The sequence below is a fragment of the Nonomuraea antri genome (assembly GCF_013283785.1).
Classification (GTDB): domain Bacteria; phylum Actinomycetota; class Actinomycetes; order Streptosporangiales; family Streptosporangiaceae; genus Nonomuraea; species Nonomuraea antri.
The window spans coordinates 27,302-41,628 of the sequence record NZ_JABCPZ010000047.1; the positions used below are offsets into that span (position 1 = coordinate 27,302).

Below are 14,327 nucleotides of genomic sequence, written 5' to 3' on the forward strand. Positions count from 1 at the left end.
ATCACGTCGGCGTCGGATCAGACCACATGCGGCCACTCCCCGGGCCGCGACGCACACGTGGGGCGTCTCCAGCCGGCCGGCTGGAGACGCCCCACGCCCATGGGCGGTGACGCCGGCGCGTACGTCACTGTTCCGCTTCCAGGCCGTTGAGGATCTTGGCGGCGAGCGAGGCGAACTGGTCGAGCTCTTCGCGGGTCAGCCGGTCGACGAACAGGCGCCGTACCTCCTCGGCGTGCTCGGGCAGGGCCTTCTTCAGCGCGGCGAGGCCCTCCTCGGTGAGCACGGCGTCCATGCCGCGCGAGCCGCACCGTTCCCTGGCGACCAGGCCGCGCCGCTCCATCCGGGTGAGCTGGTGGTGCATGCGGCTCTTCTCCCAGCCGGCGACCCGTGCCAGCTCGTAGGCGCGCAGCCGCCTGCCGGGTGTCTCGGACAGCAGCGCGAGCACCGTGTAGTCGGCGTTGGACAGGTCACTGCTGGCCTGCAGTTGCTGCTCGATGCGGTTTCGCAGCAGCTCCACCATCCGGAAGGACGTCCGCCATGCGCGGAGCTCGTGTTCGGTCAATCCCAGCTGCGCCATGAGGTCACCCTACCAGCGAGTTGACATATCAACTCGACGGCTCCTAGCCTCCAGTTGACACATCAACTCGTTTGAGGGAGACCGCCGTGACCCGGATCGGCATCATCGTCGGCAGCACCCGTCCCAACCGGAACAGCGAACAGGTGGCCGCCTGGGTGCACTCCGTCGCCTCGCGACGGGACGACGCCGTCTTCGAGCTCGTCGACCTGCGCGACTTCCCGCTGCCGCACCTGGACGAGGCGCTCCTGCCGGCGTTCGGCGTCTATGAGAACGAGCACACCAAGCAGTGGGCGGGCGTCATCGCCTCCTTCGACGGCTTCGTCATCGTGACGCCCGAGTACAACCACAGCATCCCCGGCGTGCTGAAGAACGCCATCGACTACCTGTACGCCGAGTGGGGCAACAAATCGGTCGGCTTCGTGTCGTACGGCATGGCGGGCGGCGCCCGTGCGGTGGAGCACCTGCGCACGATCGCCGGCAACCTGCACCTGGCCGACGTGCGCCAGCAGGTCACGCTCCACCTGATGACGGATTTCCAGGACCTCACCGCGTTCACGCCCGGCGACCATCAGCTCGAATCACTCGGCACCATGCTCGGCCAGGTCGTGTCCTGGAGCGCCGCGCTCGCCCCCCTGCGTGCCGTCCCCGTCTCCTGATCTCTTGAGCACCTTTGAAAGGCGATTCACATGTCGAACGAGAGCGTTGCGCGACGCCGGGATTTCCTGAAGACCTCGGCCGCCGCCGCAGCGGGCGCGAGCCTGCTCGCGGCGTCACCGGCCGCGGCGCGGAGCGGTGATCAGGCGCCTACCGGCAGCGGCGGCCCCGGCCGGCGCTATGTCATCCGCGGCGGGGCGGTGATGTCGATGGACCCGAAGGTGGGCGACTTCGAGGTCGCCGACGTGCTGGTCGAAGGCAAGAAGATCGTGGCGGTCCGGCCCCGTGTCGACGCGGGCGGCGCGCAGGTGATCGACGCGCGCGGGCGCATCGTCATGCCGGGTTTCGTGGACACCCACCACCATCAGTTCGAGACGGCCGTGCGCGCGTTCCTCCCCAACGGCCTGCTGCAGGACGACGGCTCCGGGTCGCCGAGCGCGTCCCCGAACTACATCGAGCACGTCCTGCGCGGGTTCGCGAAGGTGTACCGGCCGCAGGACGTCTACGTCAACGAGCTGTTCGCGGGGCTCTCCCAACTGGACGCGGGCGTGACCACGGTCCTCGACGTGTCGCAGATCCACCACTCCCCCGAGCACAGCGACGCGGCGATCCAGGCGCTGACGGACACCGGGCGGCGCGCCGCGTTCGGCTATTTCGAGGGCGACGGCCGCGCGGGAGCCCGCTACCCGCAGGACGCTCGCCGCATCAGGGATCAGTGGTTCTCCTCGGACGACCAGCTGGTGACCATGGTCATGGGCGGCGAACTGCACCTCGGCAAGGAGGTGTACACCAGGGCTTGGACGATCGGCCGCGAGCTGGGCCTCCAGATCGCCGCGCACGCGGTCGGCGCGTTCGGCATGCGGCCGACGCTCGACGAGGTGGCCCAGGGCGCCGGAGGGCTTCGGGTCGGGCCGGACAACCTCTTCATCCACATGACCGGCATGTCCGACGAGACGTGGCGGAAGATCCGGGACGCCGGAGCACAGGTCTCCCTCGCCGTCCCCATCGAGATGGTCATGCGGCACGGCACGCCGCCGATGCTCAAGATGCGGGAGCTGGGCATGGAGCCCTCGCTCAGCTCCGACGTCGAGACCACGATGGCCGCGGACCCGTTCACGCTGATGCGCGGCGCGATGACCATGCAGCGCATGCTCGTCAACCAGCTGGTCCTGGACCAGGGCGACCCGGTGCCGCCGAACCACTGGCCGACGCCGGCCGAGGGCACGCCGTCGCTGCTCACCGTCCAGGAGGTGCTGCGGTACGCGACCTCGACCGGCGCCGAGCACCTTGGGCTCGGCGACAGGACGGGGACGCTCACGCCCGGCAAGCAGGCCGACATCGTCCTGCTCGACGCCACCGCGCTCAACGTGGCCCCGCTCAACAACGTGCCCGGGGCGGTCGTCTCGCTGATGGACCGCACCAACGTGGAGACCGTGATCGTCGCCGGCAAGGTCCGCAAGTGGCGCGGGCGCCTGCTCGATGCGGACCTCGACCGGCTCCGGCACGAGCTCGAAGCCTCGCGCGATTACCTCTTCAAGGCGTACGGCGTGCGGAAGGACCTGTTCGCGTAGCGCCCAGGAAAGCCCCTCCGCGAGCCCCGGTCCTAGCGGTCGGCGAGGCACTCCTCGGCCCGCTGGAGCGCGCGGGCGCGCAGGCCGGCGTCGCCGCTCAGCCGGTGGCAGCGCATGAAGTGCTCGCGCGCCTCCTCGACCCGGTTCTGGGCCAGGCGCAGGTCTCCGAGGGTGTAGGCGGTCAGCGCCTGGCCGTAGGTGTCGCCGGTCATGGTGAACAGGTCGCGGCAGTGCTCCAGCATCGCCGCGGCCTCGTCGTGGCGTCCGAGTGCGGCGTAGGCCTCACCCAGCCGCCGCATCGTGATCTGCACGCCGGGTCCCCAGCCGAGCTCGCGGCTGCGGGCGATGCTGTCCTCGTAGTGGCGGATCGCCTCCTCGACCTGGCCCATCGCGTAGAGGGAGATCCCGAGGCCGCGATGCAGGCGTACCGCGTAGTCGCCGAGCCCGCGGGTGGTCGCGACGGCGAGGCCCCGGTGGGAGACGGCGACGCACTGGCGGTGCTCCCCGGCGCTGATGTGCACGCCCGCGGTGGTGGTGAGGGCGTTGACCAGGCCGTTGGTGTCGCCCAGCGCCTCGAAGCCGGCGACCGCGCGGTCGAGGAGCGGGCGGGCGGAGTCCAGTTCGCCCTGGATGAGGTGGGACGCGGCCAGCGCGTTCATGGCGTACAGGGCGAGGTGCGGGCTGCCGGGGTCGGCGATGATCTCCTGGGCGATCCGCCTGGCCTCGGCAGGACGGCGCCGTTCCAGGCTGATGTCGGCCAGCAGCAGGCCGGTGCGCCGCGCCTGGCCCGGCGCCCGCGTGAGCAGGGAGGTCAGCACGGCGACGGCCTCGTCGGCGAAGCCGCTCACGGCCAGGAAGGGCGCCAGGTGGTGGCCGAGACCGGCGGCGACCGAGGGCTCGGCCAGCGTGATCGCGGTCATCAGGGTCTCGCGCTCCGCGTGCAGCCAGTCTCCGTCCGCCGGCCCGGTGGGCGTCCAGGAGTCGGGCGGGATCATGGCGGGCGGGTGGTCCTGGGCCGCGTCGCGCAGGCGTCGCAGGCACTCGCGGGTGAAGCGGTCGAGTGCCACGGCCCGCCGGGCGGGGTGGTCGTCGGCGTGTGCGCGCTCGCGGGCGTAGGCCAGCAGCAGGTCGTGCACGCGGTAGCGGCCGCTGTCGTCGGTCGCGACCAGGCCCGCCAGCGTGAGGGTCTCCAGGGCCTGCTCGGCCTCCTGGTCAGGGCGGTCCATCAGCGCCGCGACGGCCCACTCGGCGGTGCATCGCAGCCCGCTCAGGCCCAGCATCCTGAAGGCCCGGCGGGCGTCCGCGGCCAGCGCCTCGTAGCTGAGAGCGAAGTGGGTCCTGACGTCCTGACCGCCCAGGGCCAGCTCGTCGAGGGTGCGGGCCGAGGCCAGGCGGTCGGCCAGGTTGGCCAGGGGCCACGCGGGCCGGGCGGCCAGCCGGGCTCCGGCGACCCTGACGGCCAGCGGCAGGGCGCCGCACGAGCTCACGATCTCCACGGCCGCGGCGGGTTCCGCGCGGACCCGGTCGCGGCCGGCGATGCGCTCCAGGAGTGCCATCGCCTCGCCGGGCGAGGGCACGGCGAGGCGTACGACGCGGGCGCCGGGCAAGGCGGGCAGCAGGCCGCGGCTGGTCACCAGGACGGCGCAGCGCGGCGTGCCCGGCAGCAGCGGGATCACCTGCCGTTCGTCGGCCGCGTCGTCGAGCACGATCAGCATGGACCGGTCGGCCACGGTCGAGCGGTAGAGCGTGGCCCGCTCCTCGGCCGAGTCGGGGATCGACGGCGCGTGCAGCGCCCGCAGCAGCTCGGCCAGCAGCGCGGCGGGATCGCGCGGAGTGGCGCCGCCGAGCTGCAGGTAGAGCTGCCCGTCGGGGAAGTCGTCGCGCTGGCGGTGCGCGGCGGTGACGGCCAGGGTGCTCTTGCCCACGCCCGGAGATCCGGTCAGGACGACGACGGCCGGCGCGTGCCCGCCCGTGCCGCACAGGGCGGCGATCCGGTCCAGCTCGTCCTCGCGGCCGACGAAGTCGGCGATCTCGGCGGGCAGCTGGCAGATCGGGCGGCGGGGCCGCGGCCGCTCGACGTCGTCGGACAGCACCGCCGCGTGCAGGGCACGCAGCGCCGGTCCCGGCTCGATGCCCAGCTCGGCGACGAGCACGGCGCGGGCCTGGCGGTAGGTGGCCAGCGCCTCGGCGCGCCGTCCGGCCTGGGAGAGCGCCTCGATGAGCAGCTCCCACGCCCGCTCGCGCATCGGGTGTTCGCTGACGACCGCGCGCATCTCGGTGATGACCTCGACGCGCAGGCCGAGTGCCAGCCTGGCCTGGGCCCGGCTGTGGCGGGCCTCGGCGAGCTGCTCCTCGAGCTCGGTCAGGGCCGCCGTCATGGTGGACCCCAGCGGGGCGTCCTCGGCGGGACGTCCGCGCCACAGGCCGATCGCCTGCTCCAGCCACCGCGCCCGGGCGGCCGGGTCGTCCTCGTCCTGGGCCCGGCGGACGTGCTCGCGGAAGGCTAGCAGGTCGACCTCGTCGGCCCCGGCCCGCAGCTGGTATCCGGATCCCACCGTGAGCAACCGCTCGGCCACTGGAGGGATCCTGCGCAGCTGGGCGATGTAGGTCTGCAGGTTGGCCACCGCGGAAGGGGGAGGATCGTCCCACACCGCGGCTTCGAGCCGGTCGCGGGAGACGACGGCGCCCGCGTGGAACGCGAGCGTCGCGAACACGGCTCGCTGCCTGCCGCTGAGCCGGGCATATCCCCCGTCGCCCAGGCGCACCAGGACAGGACCCAGCACTCCAAACATATGGCGCATCCGTCCTGACTTTAGGGCAATGCGCGCGTCAGGGTGATCAGAATCTGTTGCGACTTTATGGCGTCTGTATGGACGGATATTCGTAGCCTCCTGGCTGTCACTCGGACTCGGGAGGTACAGATGCGGAAAACCACGCGTGCGGCGATGACGGCGGGCGCGGCGCTGGGCGCCCTGGCGTTGCTGGTCTCACCCGCGTATGCGCACGCCTACGACCACAAGGATCCGTACGCGACGAACTGCGACGAGGGAGCCTCGAAACGGCTCACGGTCCCCATCAAGAACTCGGGCGGCGAGCAGCTCGGGACGCTCTACCTGTACTGGTCGGCGAAATGCAAGACCAACTGGGTGCAGATCAAGGTCTCATCCCGCGCGACGGGCGTGATCCGCATCTGGACCGAGGACGGGCGGAGCGACAGCTTCACGTACAAGGCCGGCAACAACGGCTGGCACTGGGGCAACATGCTCTGGGCGCCCGGTATCTGCGTCTGGGGCACCGCCACGGCCAATCAGGGCTCGGGCAGCGCCAACCAGGGCAAGGGCGCCACTGGAAGAAGTGCCTGCGACTGACGCAGCGCGCTCACGAGGGGTCCGCCGCCGCGGTGGACCCCCTTTGCTCAGTGGGCGTCACCCCCCAGGCCCTCCGCAGCGCGGCGAATTCACCGATCAGAAATCCTCCGTCACGTCGTCAGTCCTGGTAGCCCCTCGCCACCCGCGGAAGGATTGACGACCATGACCGACGGCAGCCTGCCAGGCGACGACAAGGACGCGTTCATCGCGGCGGCCCGCTCGAAGGACGCGGCACGGTTCGCGTTCATCACCGAGCGCTACCGGCGTGAGCTGCACGTGCACTGCTACCGGATGCTCGCCCACTACGAGGACGCCCAGGACATGACGCAGGAGACGTTCCTGCGGGCGTGGAACAAGCGGGAGTCCTTCAAAGGTCACGCCGCGCTGCGGACCTGGCTGTACCGGATCGCGACGAACGCCTGCCTCGACTTCCTGGACAAGCGCAACGACCGCGTACCCGTGCCTGCCGAGCTGCCCGGCGCCGGCTCGGAGGTGCACTACCTGCAGCCCTACCCGGACCGGATGCTCCCGGAGGACCCGCAGGAATCGGTGGTGGCGCGGGAGACGATCGAGCTGGCGTTCATCGTCGCCGTGCAGCATCTGCCGCCGCGGCAGCGGGCGGTGTTCGTCGTGCGCGACGTCCTCGGCTGGCCTGCGTCGAAGGCCGCCGACGTCCTCGAGCTGACCGTCGCGTCGGTGACCAGCGCGCTGCAGCGGGCGCGCGTCACGATGCGCGAGCGGCTGCCCGGCCGCCGCCTCGACTGGCGGAGCCCTGCCACGCACGAGCTGTCGGACGACGAGCGCGGCGTGGTGCGGTCGTACATGGACGCCCACGAGCGCAACGACCTCGACGGGCTGACGGCCCTGCTGCGCGACGACCTGCGCTTCACGATGCTGCCCGACCCGGGCGCCCTGGTCGTCACGGCCGAGGACGCGGTGGACGGCTGGGTCTCCAGCGGGCTCTTCCGGCGCGGCTACGACGACTGGCGCTGCATCGCCACGACGGTCAACCGCATGCCCGCCGCCGCGCTGTACCTGCGCGCCCCCGGCGACCCGGAACACCGGTTGTTCACCATCGCGGTCCTGCGCATCGCCGACGGGAAGATCGCCGAGCTCACCGGATTCGACGCCACCGACAAACCGTGGCTGGGCCTGCCCGCGACGCTGTGACCAGCGCGCGGGCCGGCGTCCTCGTCTTCAGCGAGTCGGTCAGCAGTTCATGCGGGACACGAGCAGGGGTTTCCTCATCGCCTCGTCTCGTATCGGGTCATCAGCAGGCCGCCGGGAAACGTCCGCGTCTCGACCAGGTTCAGGTTCACCCAGCCGTCCAGCCTGGTGAAGAACGGCGTGCCGCCGCCCACCAGGACCGGCGCGGTGACCAGCACGTACTCGTCGATCAGTCCGGCACGCATGGCGGCACCGGCGAGCGTGGCGCCGCCGATGTCCATCGGGCCGCCGTCCCCGGCCTTGAGCCGGGCGATCTCGGCGACCGCGTCTCCGGTGACCAGGCGGGCGTTCCAGTCGACCTGGCCGATCGTCGACGAGAACACCACCTTCGGCATGTCACACCAGCGGCGCGCGTACTCGATCTCCGCCGGTGTGGCGCCCGGCCGCTTGTCGGCGGTCGGCCAGTCGGAGCTCATCGTCTCCCACAGCTTGCGCCCGTACAGGGCCAGGCCGGTCGCGGCCACCCGGTCGGACCACCACTGGAACAGCTCGGCGTTCGGTGACGCGTCCGGTCCGTCCCCGCCGCTCCAGCCGAGGTCGTCGCCGGGCGCGGCGATGTAGCCGTCCAGGGTCACGTTCATCGCGAAGGTCAGTTTCCGCATCGTGCCAGCCTCCTGTGAGTCGATCTCACTGGTACAGACGGTCGCCGCGCGGAAACCTGATCGGTGCGCGATCCGCGTCCAGAGGAGGTGGGCGATCCCTCGCGACGCCGGCTCGCGATCAGGCTGTCCGCGGACGGCGGCGGCGGAACCAGTGCCGGTGCCCGCGCACGAAGGTCACCACGAACAGCATCAGGATGCAGCCTTCGATGAGGATCAGCAGGCCCGCGTCCAGCCCCGGCAGCAGCGGCCCGCCGGTCAGCCCGCCGGCCACGTCGCCCACTGCCCGCAGGAGTCCCGCGATCGCGATCGGCGCGGCGAACAGCACGACCGAGGTCAGCGTGATCGTCACTCCCGTCACCAGGAACACCGAGTAGATCCGGGTGGCCCGCCGCTCGTGGACGGACAGCTCCGCGGTGGGATCCTGGCCCGGCCCTGGACGTCCGAGCAGCCGGGCCAGTACCCGGTCACGCAGGTGGCCGGCGTAGGCGAGGCCGTCGTCGAAGAGGTTGCGGGTCCGCAGCAGGTCACGCAGCACGTAGTACAGGTCGGTGCGCATGTAGACCTGGAGCTGGAACGGGATCGTCATCAGCACGGCCACCACGAGCGATCGGCACAGCGCCGAAACCAGGCCGGGCAGCGGCAGGTGTGCCACCATCAGCGTCAGCGTCGCCAGGAGGAACACGTCTCCCGCCATGCCCGCCAGGTAGACGCGGTAGCGCCGCCGCCGGGGCACGCCCCATACCGCGGTCACGTCGGTCTGCACCACGAGATTGTGCAGCCGGGTGCCGAAACCTATGCGTCCCGGCACGCCCAGCGACCTGGCCGCCACCAGATGCATCATCTCGTGCACGCTCAGCGTGACCGACATCATGACGGTGGCGCCCAGCACCGACAATCCGACGTACTCGCTCCAGAAGAAGTGCTCGTAGTGCGGCAGCAGCCCGGGATCGGCGACCAGCGTGAGCACGGCGGCGGCCACGACGAGCACCCACAGCGCCTTCATCGGCAGGCTGAACATCCACGACACATGCCGGGCCGCCAGGCGGGGGAAGTGCACGCGCGGCACCTCGGTGGCAGGCAGCTTCCTGCCGTCCACCGAGGCGACGAAGTTCAGGTCCGAGAGCACTTCGACGAGTTCGGCGACGTCGATCTCCACGTCCCGCTCGTCGGCAAGCCGTCGCTCGGCCTCCTCGACCGTCAGGCCGTCGCCGAGCAGGCGGATGGCCTCGCCGTACTCGGCGGGCAGTTCGACGAACTCGCCGATCTCCGGCCGGCCGACCACGACCACGTCGGGATCGTCGTCGTCCGGGCGGCTGATCAGCGGGTGGAACTCGACCGCGCCGGTCACGACGGGTTCACCGAACAGGCCGGGCAGTCGTCGAAGCGCGGGACCTGGACGTTGTAGGAGTGATCCCAGACGGCGTAGTTCCAGTGGAAGAGCTGGCCTCGAGCCTGCACCGGCAGCCCGCCCAAGTGGTACATCACATCAAGCGCGCACAGGTGCCCGCTGACGTTGGCGCTGGCCGCGATCACCGCGTTCGGCCTCTTTTCGGTGAGGGCACGGCCATGCGCGTTCATCTCGCGCTGGTCCTCCTGCCTGCGCAGGCACACCCAGCAGCCCGTCTCGCCGGGCACGAACGAGCCGACCACAGCCATCGGCCCGGTGTAGAAGCTGACGAACCAGGGCGTGCGCGTGCGGAGCGCCGCCTCGTTCGTCCAGAACATGATGTCGGGGTCCGGCTCGTCGGCGCACAGGACGAACACGTCGCAGCCTTCCATCAGCTTGACGATGTCGTCGGGGCCCTCGGCCCTGACCGTGTCTCCGGTGACATCGCACAGGCTGTTCATGGCTCGCAGCCGGGCCACGGCGGTTTCGACCTTGGGCCGGTCGATGTCGGCCTCGGTGTAGAGCAGCTGGCGGGTGAGGTTGTCCTCCTCGACCACGTCGAAGTCCGCCAGCCGCAGCGCGCCGATGCCGCTGGCGACCAGCCCGGCCGCCACCGCGGAACCGGTGCCGCCGACGCCGAGCAGGCTTACCCGAGCCTGCTTCAGCCGAGCCTGGATCTCGTACGGGGAACTGCGCAGGGTGGTGTCGATCCAGGCGAAGTAGTGACTGGCCGACGCGTACCGGGCGACCTCGCGCTCGGTCAGATCGGCCGGAACGGGGGCACCGGCGTCCTCGACGAACCCGTTGGCGACCAGGCCGTCGATGACCTCGCGCAGGTCGTCCTCGTCGGCGCCCGGATGGGTCTCGGCGAAGGCTTCGAGAATCTCCTCGACGGTCCGGGTGCCGTCCATCAGATCGAGCAGCCGGGCGATCGAGCCGTCCTCGTCGTCCTGGATCTCGGCGGAGACCCCCAGTTGCATGAGGCCGATCAGGATGCGGTCCCTCGGCAGGGCCGTCGGCTGGTGGACACGCTTGACGCGGGGCAGACGCACGAGATCCCTTTCGCTGGCTGGACGTGGGATGGCCGGCCAGAATGCGTCTGACCGGCCGATGGAGCACTTACCTACGATCAGCCGTTGAGGCGGGCCACCTGAGTGGTCTCGACCTTCTCAAGTCGCTTGATCTCCAGCTTGACCTTCTTCTTGGGCGAGCTCTCGTCGACCGGACGTTCGATCTTTTCCATGCCTCCACCTTCCTGTGGGGTGAGTGATCGGGCGTTCGAGCACATACGCACGCGCGTCCACTGGCAAGATCACAGACGGGGTATGCAGAACGGCTGCAAAAAATCTGCAGTCGCGGATCCGGGGGACGCGAGTGCGGCGAGGAATTCCCGGGTTTCACCCGCCAAGTGACCTGCTACCTGGGCGTGACCGAGGTCGAAGAGGCCGTTCGGCCGTGGCGGGTCTCAGGCGTCCGCGGCCGGTGACCGTCTGCGCAGGACCATCAAGGCGAGTACGGCCAGGGCCAGGGTGACGGCCGCGCCGATGCCGGCGACCAGGTTGAGTCCCATGGTGAACGCCTCCCGGGCGGGGACGAGTACGGCCTCCGCCTGAGCGGGCGGAAGCCGTGTGGCGGCGGTGACCGCGGCCTCGATCGAGTCGCGGGCGGCGGAGGTCGCCTCCGGCGGGAGGCCGGCGGGCAGCGCGTCAGGCATGGCCTGGCGGTAGGCGGCGGCTCCGACGCTGCCCAGGACGGCCACGCCCAGCGCCAGGCCGAGTTCGGTGCTCGTTTCCGACATGGCCGCAGCGGATCCGGCCTTCTCCGGCGGGGCGGAGTCGACGACGAGGCCGGTGCCCAGCGCCATGATCGGGCCCTGGCCGACGTAGACGACGACGATGCCGGCGATCAGGAGAGGGAGCCCGGCCGCCTGGTCGAGCAGGGCCGGCAGGAGGAAGCCGGCCGCCGATACCGCCAGGGACCCGGCGACCACGAACCGTACGGGCAGCCGCCGTACCAGGACGGGGGCGGCCAGGGAGGTGAGGATCATGGCGACCGACGAGGGAACCAGCCACAGGCCCGCCGCCAGCGGTGACAGTCCCGCGACGCCCTGGAGGAATCGCGTGACGAACAGGTAGGTGCCGCCGGTGGCGGCCAGGCCCAGGAGCAGGACGAGCAGGGCGCCGGTGAGTGCGCGATTGCGGAAGAGCGTCACGTCGAGCACCGGGGCGGCGAGCCTGAGCTGCCGCCGCCGGAACACCGCTCCGGCGGCCAGGCCGGCCAGGACGATCCCGCCGCTCAGGATCGGGTCGCCGCCGTGGGCCAGCAGCTTGACGCCGTACACGATCGTCAGCATGGTGATCAGGGAAAGTGCGACGCTGACCAGGTCGGACCGTCCCGCGGTGGTGTCGCGGTACTCCGGGAGCAGCAGCGGCCCGCCCACCAGCAGCAGCGCCATCACCGGCACGGCGATGAGGAACGCCGCCCCCCATCCGAACGATTCCAGCAGCGCCCCGCCGACCACCGGCCCCAGGGCGACTCCGCCGGACATGCTCGCCGCCCAGATGCCGATGGCGGTCCCTCGCCGGCGTGCGTCACGGAACATGTTGCTGATCAGTGCCAGCGTGGAGGGCATCAGCGTCGCGCCCGCGATCCCGAGCAGGGCGCGGGCGGCGATCAGCGCCTCCGCGCTGGGGGCGTACGCGGCGGCCACCGATGCCACGCCGAACGCGCCCGCTCCCCACATCAGCAGCCTGCGTCGCCCGATCCGGTCGCCCAGTGTCCCCATCGTCACGAGGAAACCGGCGATCATGAACCCGTACACGTCGGTGATCCACAACAGCTGCTCGCCGGTGGGCCGTAGATCGGCCGACAATCGCGGCACGGCGAGGTAGAGCACCGTGACGTCCATGGCGAGCAGCAAGGTGGGCAGGGCCAGCATCGCGAGCCCGGCCCACTGTCGCGCCCCGACGGCATCCGGGCTCCGACCTGCGACTTCTCGTTCAGATGGCGGTGTCATGCGGCCAAGCTAAACTGTCACATCGATGTGACAGTCAAGCCGCACGCCGGAGGAACCATGCGCATCGGGGAACTCGAACGCCGCACCGGGGTCAACCGGCGTCTCCTGCGCTACTACGAGGAACAGGACCTCCTCCACCCCGAGCGCCTGCCCAGCGGCTACCGCGAGTACGCCGAATCGGACGTCGCGACCGTCCGCCACATCCGCAACCTGCTCGCCGCCGGACTGTCCACGACCGCCATCGCCGACCTGCTGCCCTGCATGGGCAAGGACGGCGACGCCCTCATCGCCGACTGCCCCGAACTCCTGCTCGACCTGCACCGCGAACGCGCCCGCATCCAGGCCGCCATCCACGAGCTGGAGACCGCCCGCACCACCCTGGACGCGGTCATCGCCACCGCACCCCCCGACACCGAGCGCGCCGCCCGCGCCCTGCTCACCCCGGCGTCCTGACGATTCCGGTTCGGACGCTCCACGACAAAGGCCAGAGAAGTAAAATGCCGAACGGCGGCGAACATGGTGCCTTTTTCTGGAAGTTCTGACCAGCTCACCCGATGGGGAGAAGATATGACGTTGAGCTTTCGCGAGGCTGTGGATCAACTGGCGGATGCTTCATCGCCTCGACGGCGCGCCGCCGCCAAGAGGCTGAGGAAACTGCAGGATCCGGCGGCCGTACCGGCCCTTCTCGCCGCCCTGCGGCGAGAAGTAGAAAAGCGCCGCACCTGGGAGACGCAGTATCAGATGATCATGGCTCTGGGGATGTGCGGGGATGACCGGGCCTTGCCTTTTCTGAAGGATCTCGCCGTCTCTCGTAAACCGGCATATGCAGCCACGTACGCGGCCTTGGGCAATGCCATCGTCCGGCTGGGGAGATCCTCCGACCGCGACACATCGCCGATCTTCTGGTGCCTGGAATTGGATGACGACCACCTGACCGATGGCGCGTTCCGGGCGATGGCCATGCTGCGGATGGTTCCGGACGACGATGACATCAGCAGGATCCTGCGCTTCGTGGAGCAACGCGATCCGATCGACATGCTCCGCGTCTGGCCGGCCGCGGCCGCCGCCGGTTGGCCGAGAGAAATCGTCCACGACTTTCTTCTTCGGTGCGCTGAATCAGGCCGAAGGGACCTCGAGGAAGTCGCGAAGCTGTCGATTTCCCGCGAATATCGCGACTATCAGACTCTGTAGTCGGCCAGTCTGATCGTTCGGGCAGTCTGATCGTTCGGGCAGCAGAAGGAAGCGGAAAGAGCCTTGCCGCTCAGGGCGCCGGCGGCTCGGGGATGAGAGCGAGAATCTCGTCGACGAGCCGCTTCCTGACCCCGCTGGGCAGGGAGGCGCCGAGGGCGTTCTCGTATCCCCAGAACCCGTCGGCGGCCATACGCGCCATGAGGCACCGCATCGCCTCGTCGTCGCGCTCGTCGATCGGCACCGCGTCACCGGGGAACCAGCGGTCGTAGACCCGTTGCCAGGGAGCCATCCAGTCGGGCTCGTTGCCCGCCTCCGCGATGAGACGCGTCTCCAGACGCGTGGAGGCGCTGGTGCACGCCAGCACGTATCCCCTCGTGCGTTCGACGAGCGTCGCGTCCTCCGGTTCCTTGCCGGTCGCCTCGCGCAGTCCCCGCTCGACGCGATCCGCGAGGAACTCGTGAATCCCGGCGAGCAGCGCGTGTTTCGTCGGGAAGTGGTAGATCAGCCCGCGCTTGGTCACCCCGGCTTCGACGGCGACCGCGTCCAGGGTGAGCGCGGTGATGCCGCGTTCCTCGACGACGCGCAGGGCCGCCTCGATCATCGCTGATCGCCCGCTCGGTCGTGCCATGTCACCCTCCTCGCCTCCAGGGTTAGTATACCGCTTGGTGTAGTATACCGTTTGGTGAAGTAACTGGCTCGAGAGGGAGAGACGACCGAGAACACGCAGCGAGCGA

General features: G+C 70.3%; 13 protein-coding genes. 6 read left to right on the top strand and 7 right to left on the bottom strand.

All coding sequences use genetic code 11. The annotated features are described in order from the left end of the window. Positions 1 to 124: 124 nt before the first annotated feature. A complete protein-coding gene (locus tag HII36_RS17860; protein WP_217369649.1) occupies positions 125 to 577 on the bottom strand; it encodes a MarR family winged helix-turn-helix transcriptional regulator in 453 nt (150 codons plus the stop codon). Between the two features lie 86 nt (positions 578 to 663). On the opposite strand from HII36_RS17860, the gene HII36_RS17865 reads away from it, so the two are divergent. Then, entirely contained in the window at positions 664 to 1,233 is a 570-nt protein-coding gene (locus tag HII36_RS17865; RefSeq protein ID WP_173524332.1) for an NADPH-dependent FMN reductase, read from the top strand. A gap of 30 nt (positions 1,234 to 1,263) precedes the next feature. Further along, on the top strand, positions 1,264 to 2,802 hold the full coding sequence (locus tag HII36_RS17870; protein ID WP_173524333.1) for an amidohydrolase family protein: 1,539 nt from the start codon (positions 1,264 to 1,266) through the stop codon (positions 2,800 to 2,802). Positions 2,803 to 2,834: 32 nt separating this feature from the next. On the opposite strand, the gene HII36_RS17875 is transcribed toward HII36_RS17870, so the two are convergent. Then, a complete protein-coding gene (locus HII36_RS17875; protein ID WP_173524334.1) occupies positions 2,835 to 5,603 on the bottom strand; it encodes an AfsR/SARP family transcriptional regulator in 2,769 nt (922 codons plus the stop codon). Positions 5,604 to 5,723: 120 nt separating this feature from the next. Between HII36_RS17875 and HII36_RS17880 the strand changes: the two genes are divergently transcribed. Both HII36_RS17880 and HII36_RS17885 read left to right on the top strand, forming a co-directional pair. Next, positions 5,724 to 6,170 (top strand): DUF2690 domain-containing protein, encoded by a 447-nt coding sequence (locus HII36_RS17880; RefSeq protein ID WP_173524335.1) that lies wholly within the window; start codon positions 5,724 to 5,726, stop codon positions 6,168 to 6,170. 162 nt (positions 6,171 to 6,332) lie between these two features. Next, positions 6,333 to 7,340, top strand: a complete 1,008-nt coding sequence (locus HII36_RS17885) for an RNA polymerase subunit sigma-70 (RefSeq protein ID WP_173524336.1) — start codon at positions 6,333 to 6,335, stop codon at positions 7,338 to 7,340. A gap of 74 nt (positions 7,341 to 7,414) precedes the next feature. On the opposite strand, the gene HII36_RS17890 is transcribed toward HII36_RS17885, so the two are convergent. The 4 genes from HII36_RS17890 to HII36_RS17905 form a co-directional block, all read right to left on the bottom strand. Then, positions 7,415 to 7,999 carry a dihydrofolate reductase family protein gene (locus HII36_RS17890; RefSeq protein ID WP_173524337.1) on the bottom strand — a complete coding sequence of 195 codons (585 nt, stop codon included), beginning with the start codon at positions 7,997 to 7,999 and terminating at the stop codon, positions 7,415 to 7,417. Between the two features lie 118 nt (positions 8,000 to 8,117). Beyond that, positions 8,118 to 9,347 carry a hypothetical protein gene (locus HII36_RS17895; protein ID WP_173524338.1) on the bottom strand — a complete coding sequence of 410 codons (1,230 nt, stop codon included), beginning with the start codon at positions 9,345 to 9,347 and terminating at the stop codon, positions 8,118 to 8,120. Continuing rightward, positions 9,344 to 10,438 (bottom strand): ThiF family adenylyltransferase, encoded by a 1,095-nt coding sequence (locus HII36_RS17900; protein WP_173524339.1) that lies wholly within the window; start codon positions 10,436 to 10,438, stop codon positions 9,344 to 9,346. Before HII36_RS17900 ends, HII36_RS17895 begins: the two co-directional genes overlap by 4 nt. A 413-nt stretch (positions 10,439 to 10,851) precedes the next feature. After that, positions 10,852 to 12,402 (bottom strand): MFS transporter, encoded by a 1,551-nt coding sequence (locus HII36_RS17905; RefSeq protein ID WP_328807760.1) that lies wholly within the window; start codon positions 12,400 to 12,402, stop codon positions 10,852 to 10,854. 57 nt (positions 12,403 to 12,459) lie between these two features. Between HII36_RS17905 and HII36_RS17910 the strand changes: the two genes are divergently transcribed. Next, a complete protein-coding gene (locus HII36_RS17910; protein ID WP_173524340.1) occupies positions 12,460 to 12,855 on the top strand; it encodes a MerR family transcriptional regulator in 396 nt (131 codons plus the stop codon). Positions 12,856 to 12,969: 114 nt separating this feature from the next. Further along, positions 12,970 to 13,593: a HEAT repeat domain-containing protein gene (locus HII36_RS17915; protein WP_173524341.1), complete on the top strand. Its 624-nt coding sequence runs from the start codon at positions 12,970 to 12,972 to the stop codon at positions 13,591 to 13,593. 70 nt (positions 13,594 to 13,663) lie between these two features. Here the strand turns inward: HII36_RS17915 and HII36_RS17920 are convergent, their stop codons facing one another. Then, positions 13,664 to 14,221, bottom strand: a complete 558-nt coding sequence (locus HII36_RS17920; RefSeq protein ID WP_173524342.1) for a TetR/AcrR family transcriptional regulator — start codon at positions 14,219 to 14,221, stop codon at positions 13,664 to 13,666. Between the last annotated feature and the right edge of the window lie 106 nt (positions 14,222 to 14,327).

Coding starts and splice junctions, on each gene's coding strand:
- HII36_RS17860 (WP_217369649.1), bottom strand. CDS start 577: ATGGCGCAGCTGGGATTGACCGAACACGAGCTCCGCGCATGGCGGACG.
- HII36_RS17870 (WP_173524333.1), top strand. CDS start 1,264: ATGTCGAACGAGAGCGTTGCGCGACGCCGGGATTTCCTGAAGACCTCG.
- HII36_RS17875 (WP_173524334.1), bottom strand. CDS start 5,603: ATGCGCCATATGTTTGGAGTGCTGGGTCCTGTCCTGGTGCGCCTGGGC.
- HII36_RS17880 (WP_173524335.1), top strand. CDS start 5,724: ATGCGGAAAACCACGCGTGCGGCGATGACGGCGGGCGCGGCGCTGGGC.
- HII36_RS17885 (WP_173524336.1), top strand. CDS start 6,333: ATGACCGACGGCAGCCTGCCAGGCGACGACAAGGACGCGTTCATCGCG.
- HII36_RS17890 (WP_173524337.1), bottom strand. CDS start 7,999: ATGCGGAAACTGACCTTCGCGATGAACGTGACCCTGGACGGCTACATC.
- HII36_RS17905 (WP_328807760.1), bottom strand. CDS start 12,402: ATGACACCGCCATCTGAACGAGAAGTCGCAGGTCGGAGCCCGGATGCC.
- HII36_RS17910 (WP_173524340.1), top strand. CDS start 12,460: ATGCGCATCGGGGAACTCGAACGCCGCACCGGGGTCAACCGGCGTCTC.
- HII36_RS17915 (WP_173524341.1), top strand. CDS start 12,970: ATGACGTTGAGCTTTCGCGAGGCTGTGGATCAACTGGCGGATGCTTCA.
- HII36_RS17920 (WP_173524342.1), bottom strand. CDS start 14,221: ATGGCACGACCGAGCGGGCGATCAGCGATGATCGAGGCGGCCCTGCGC.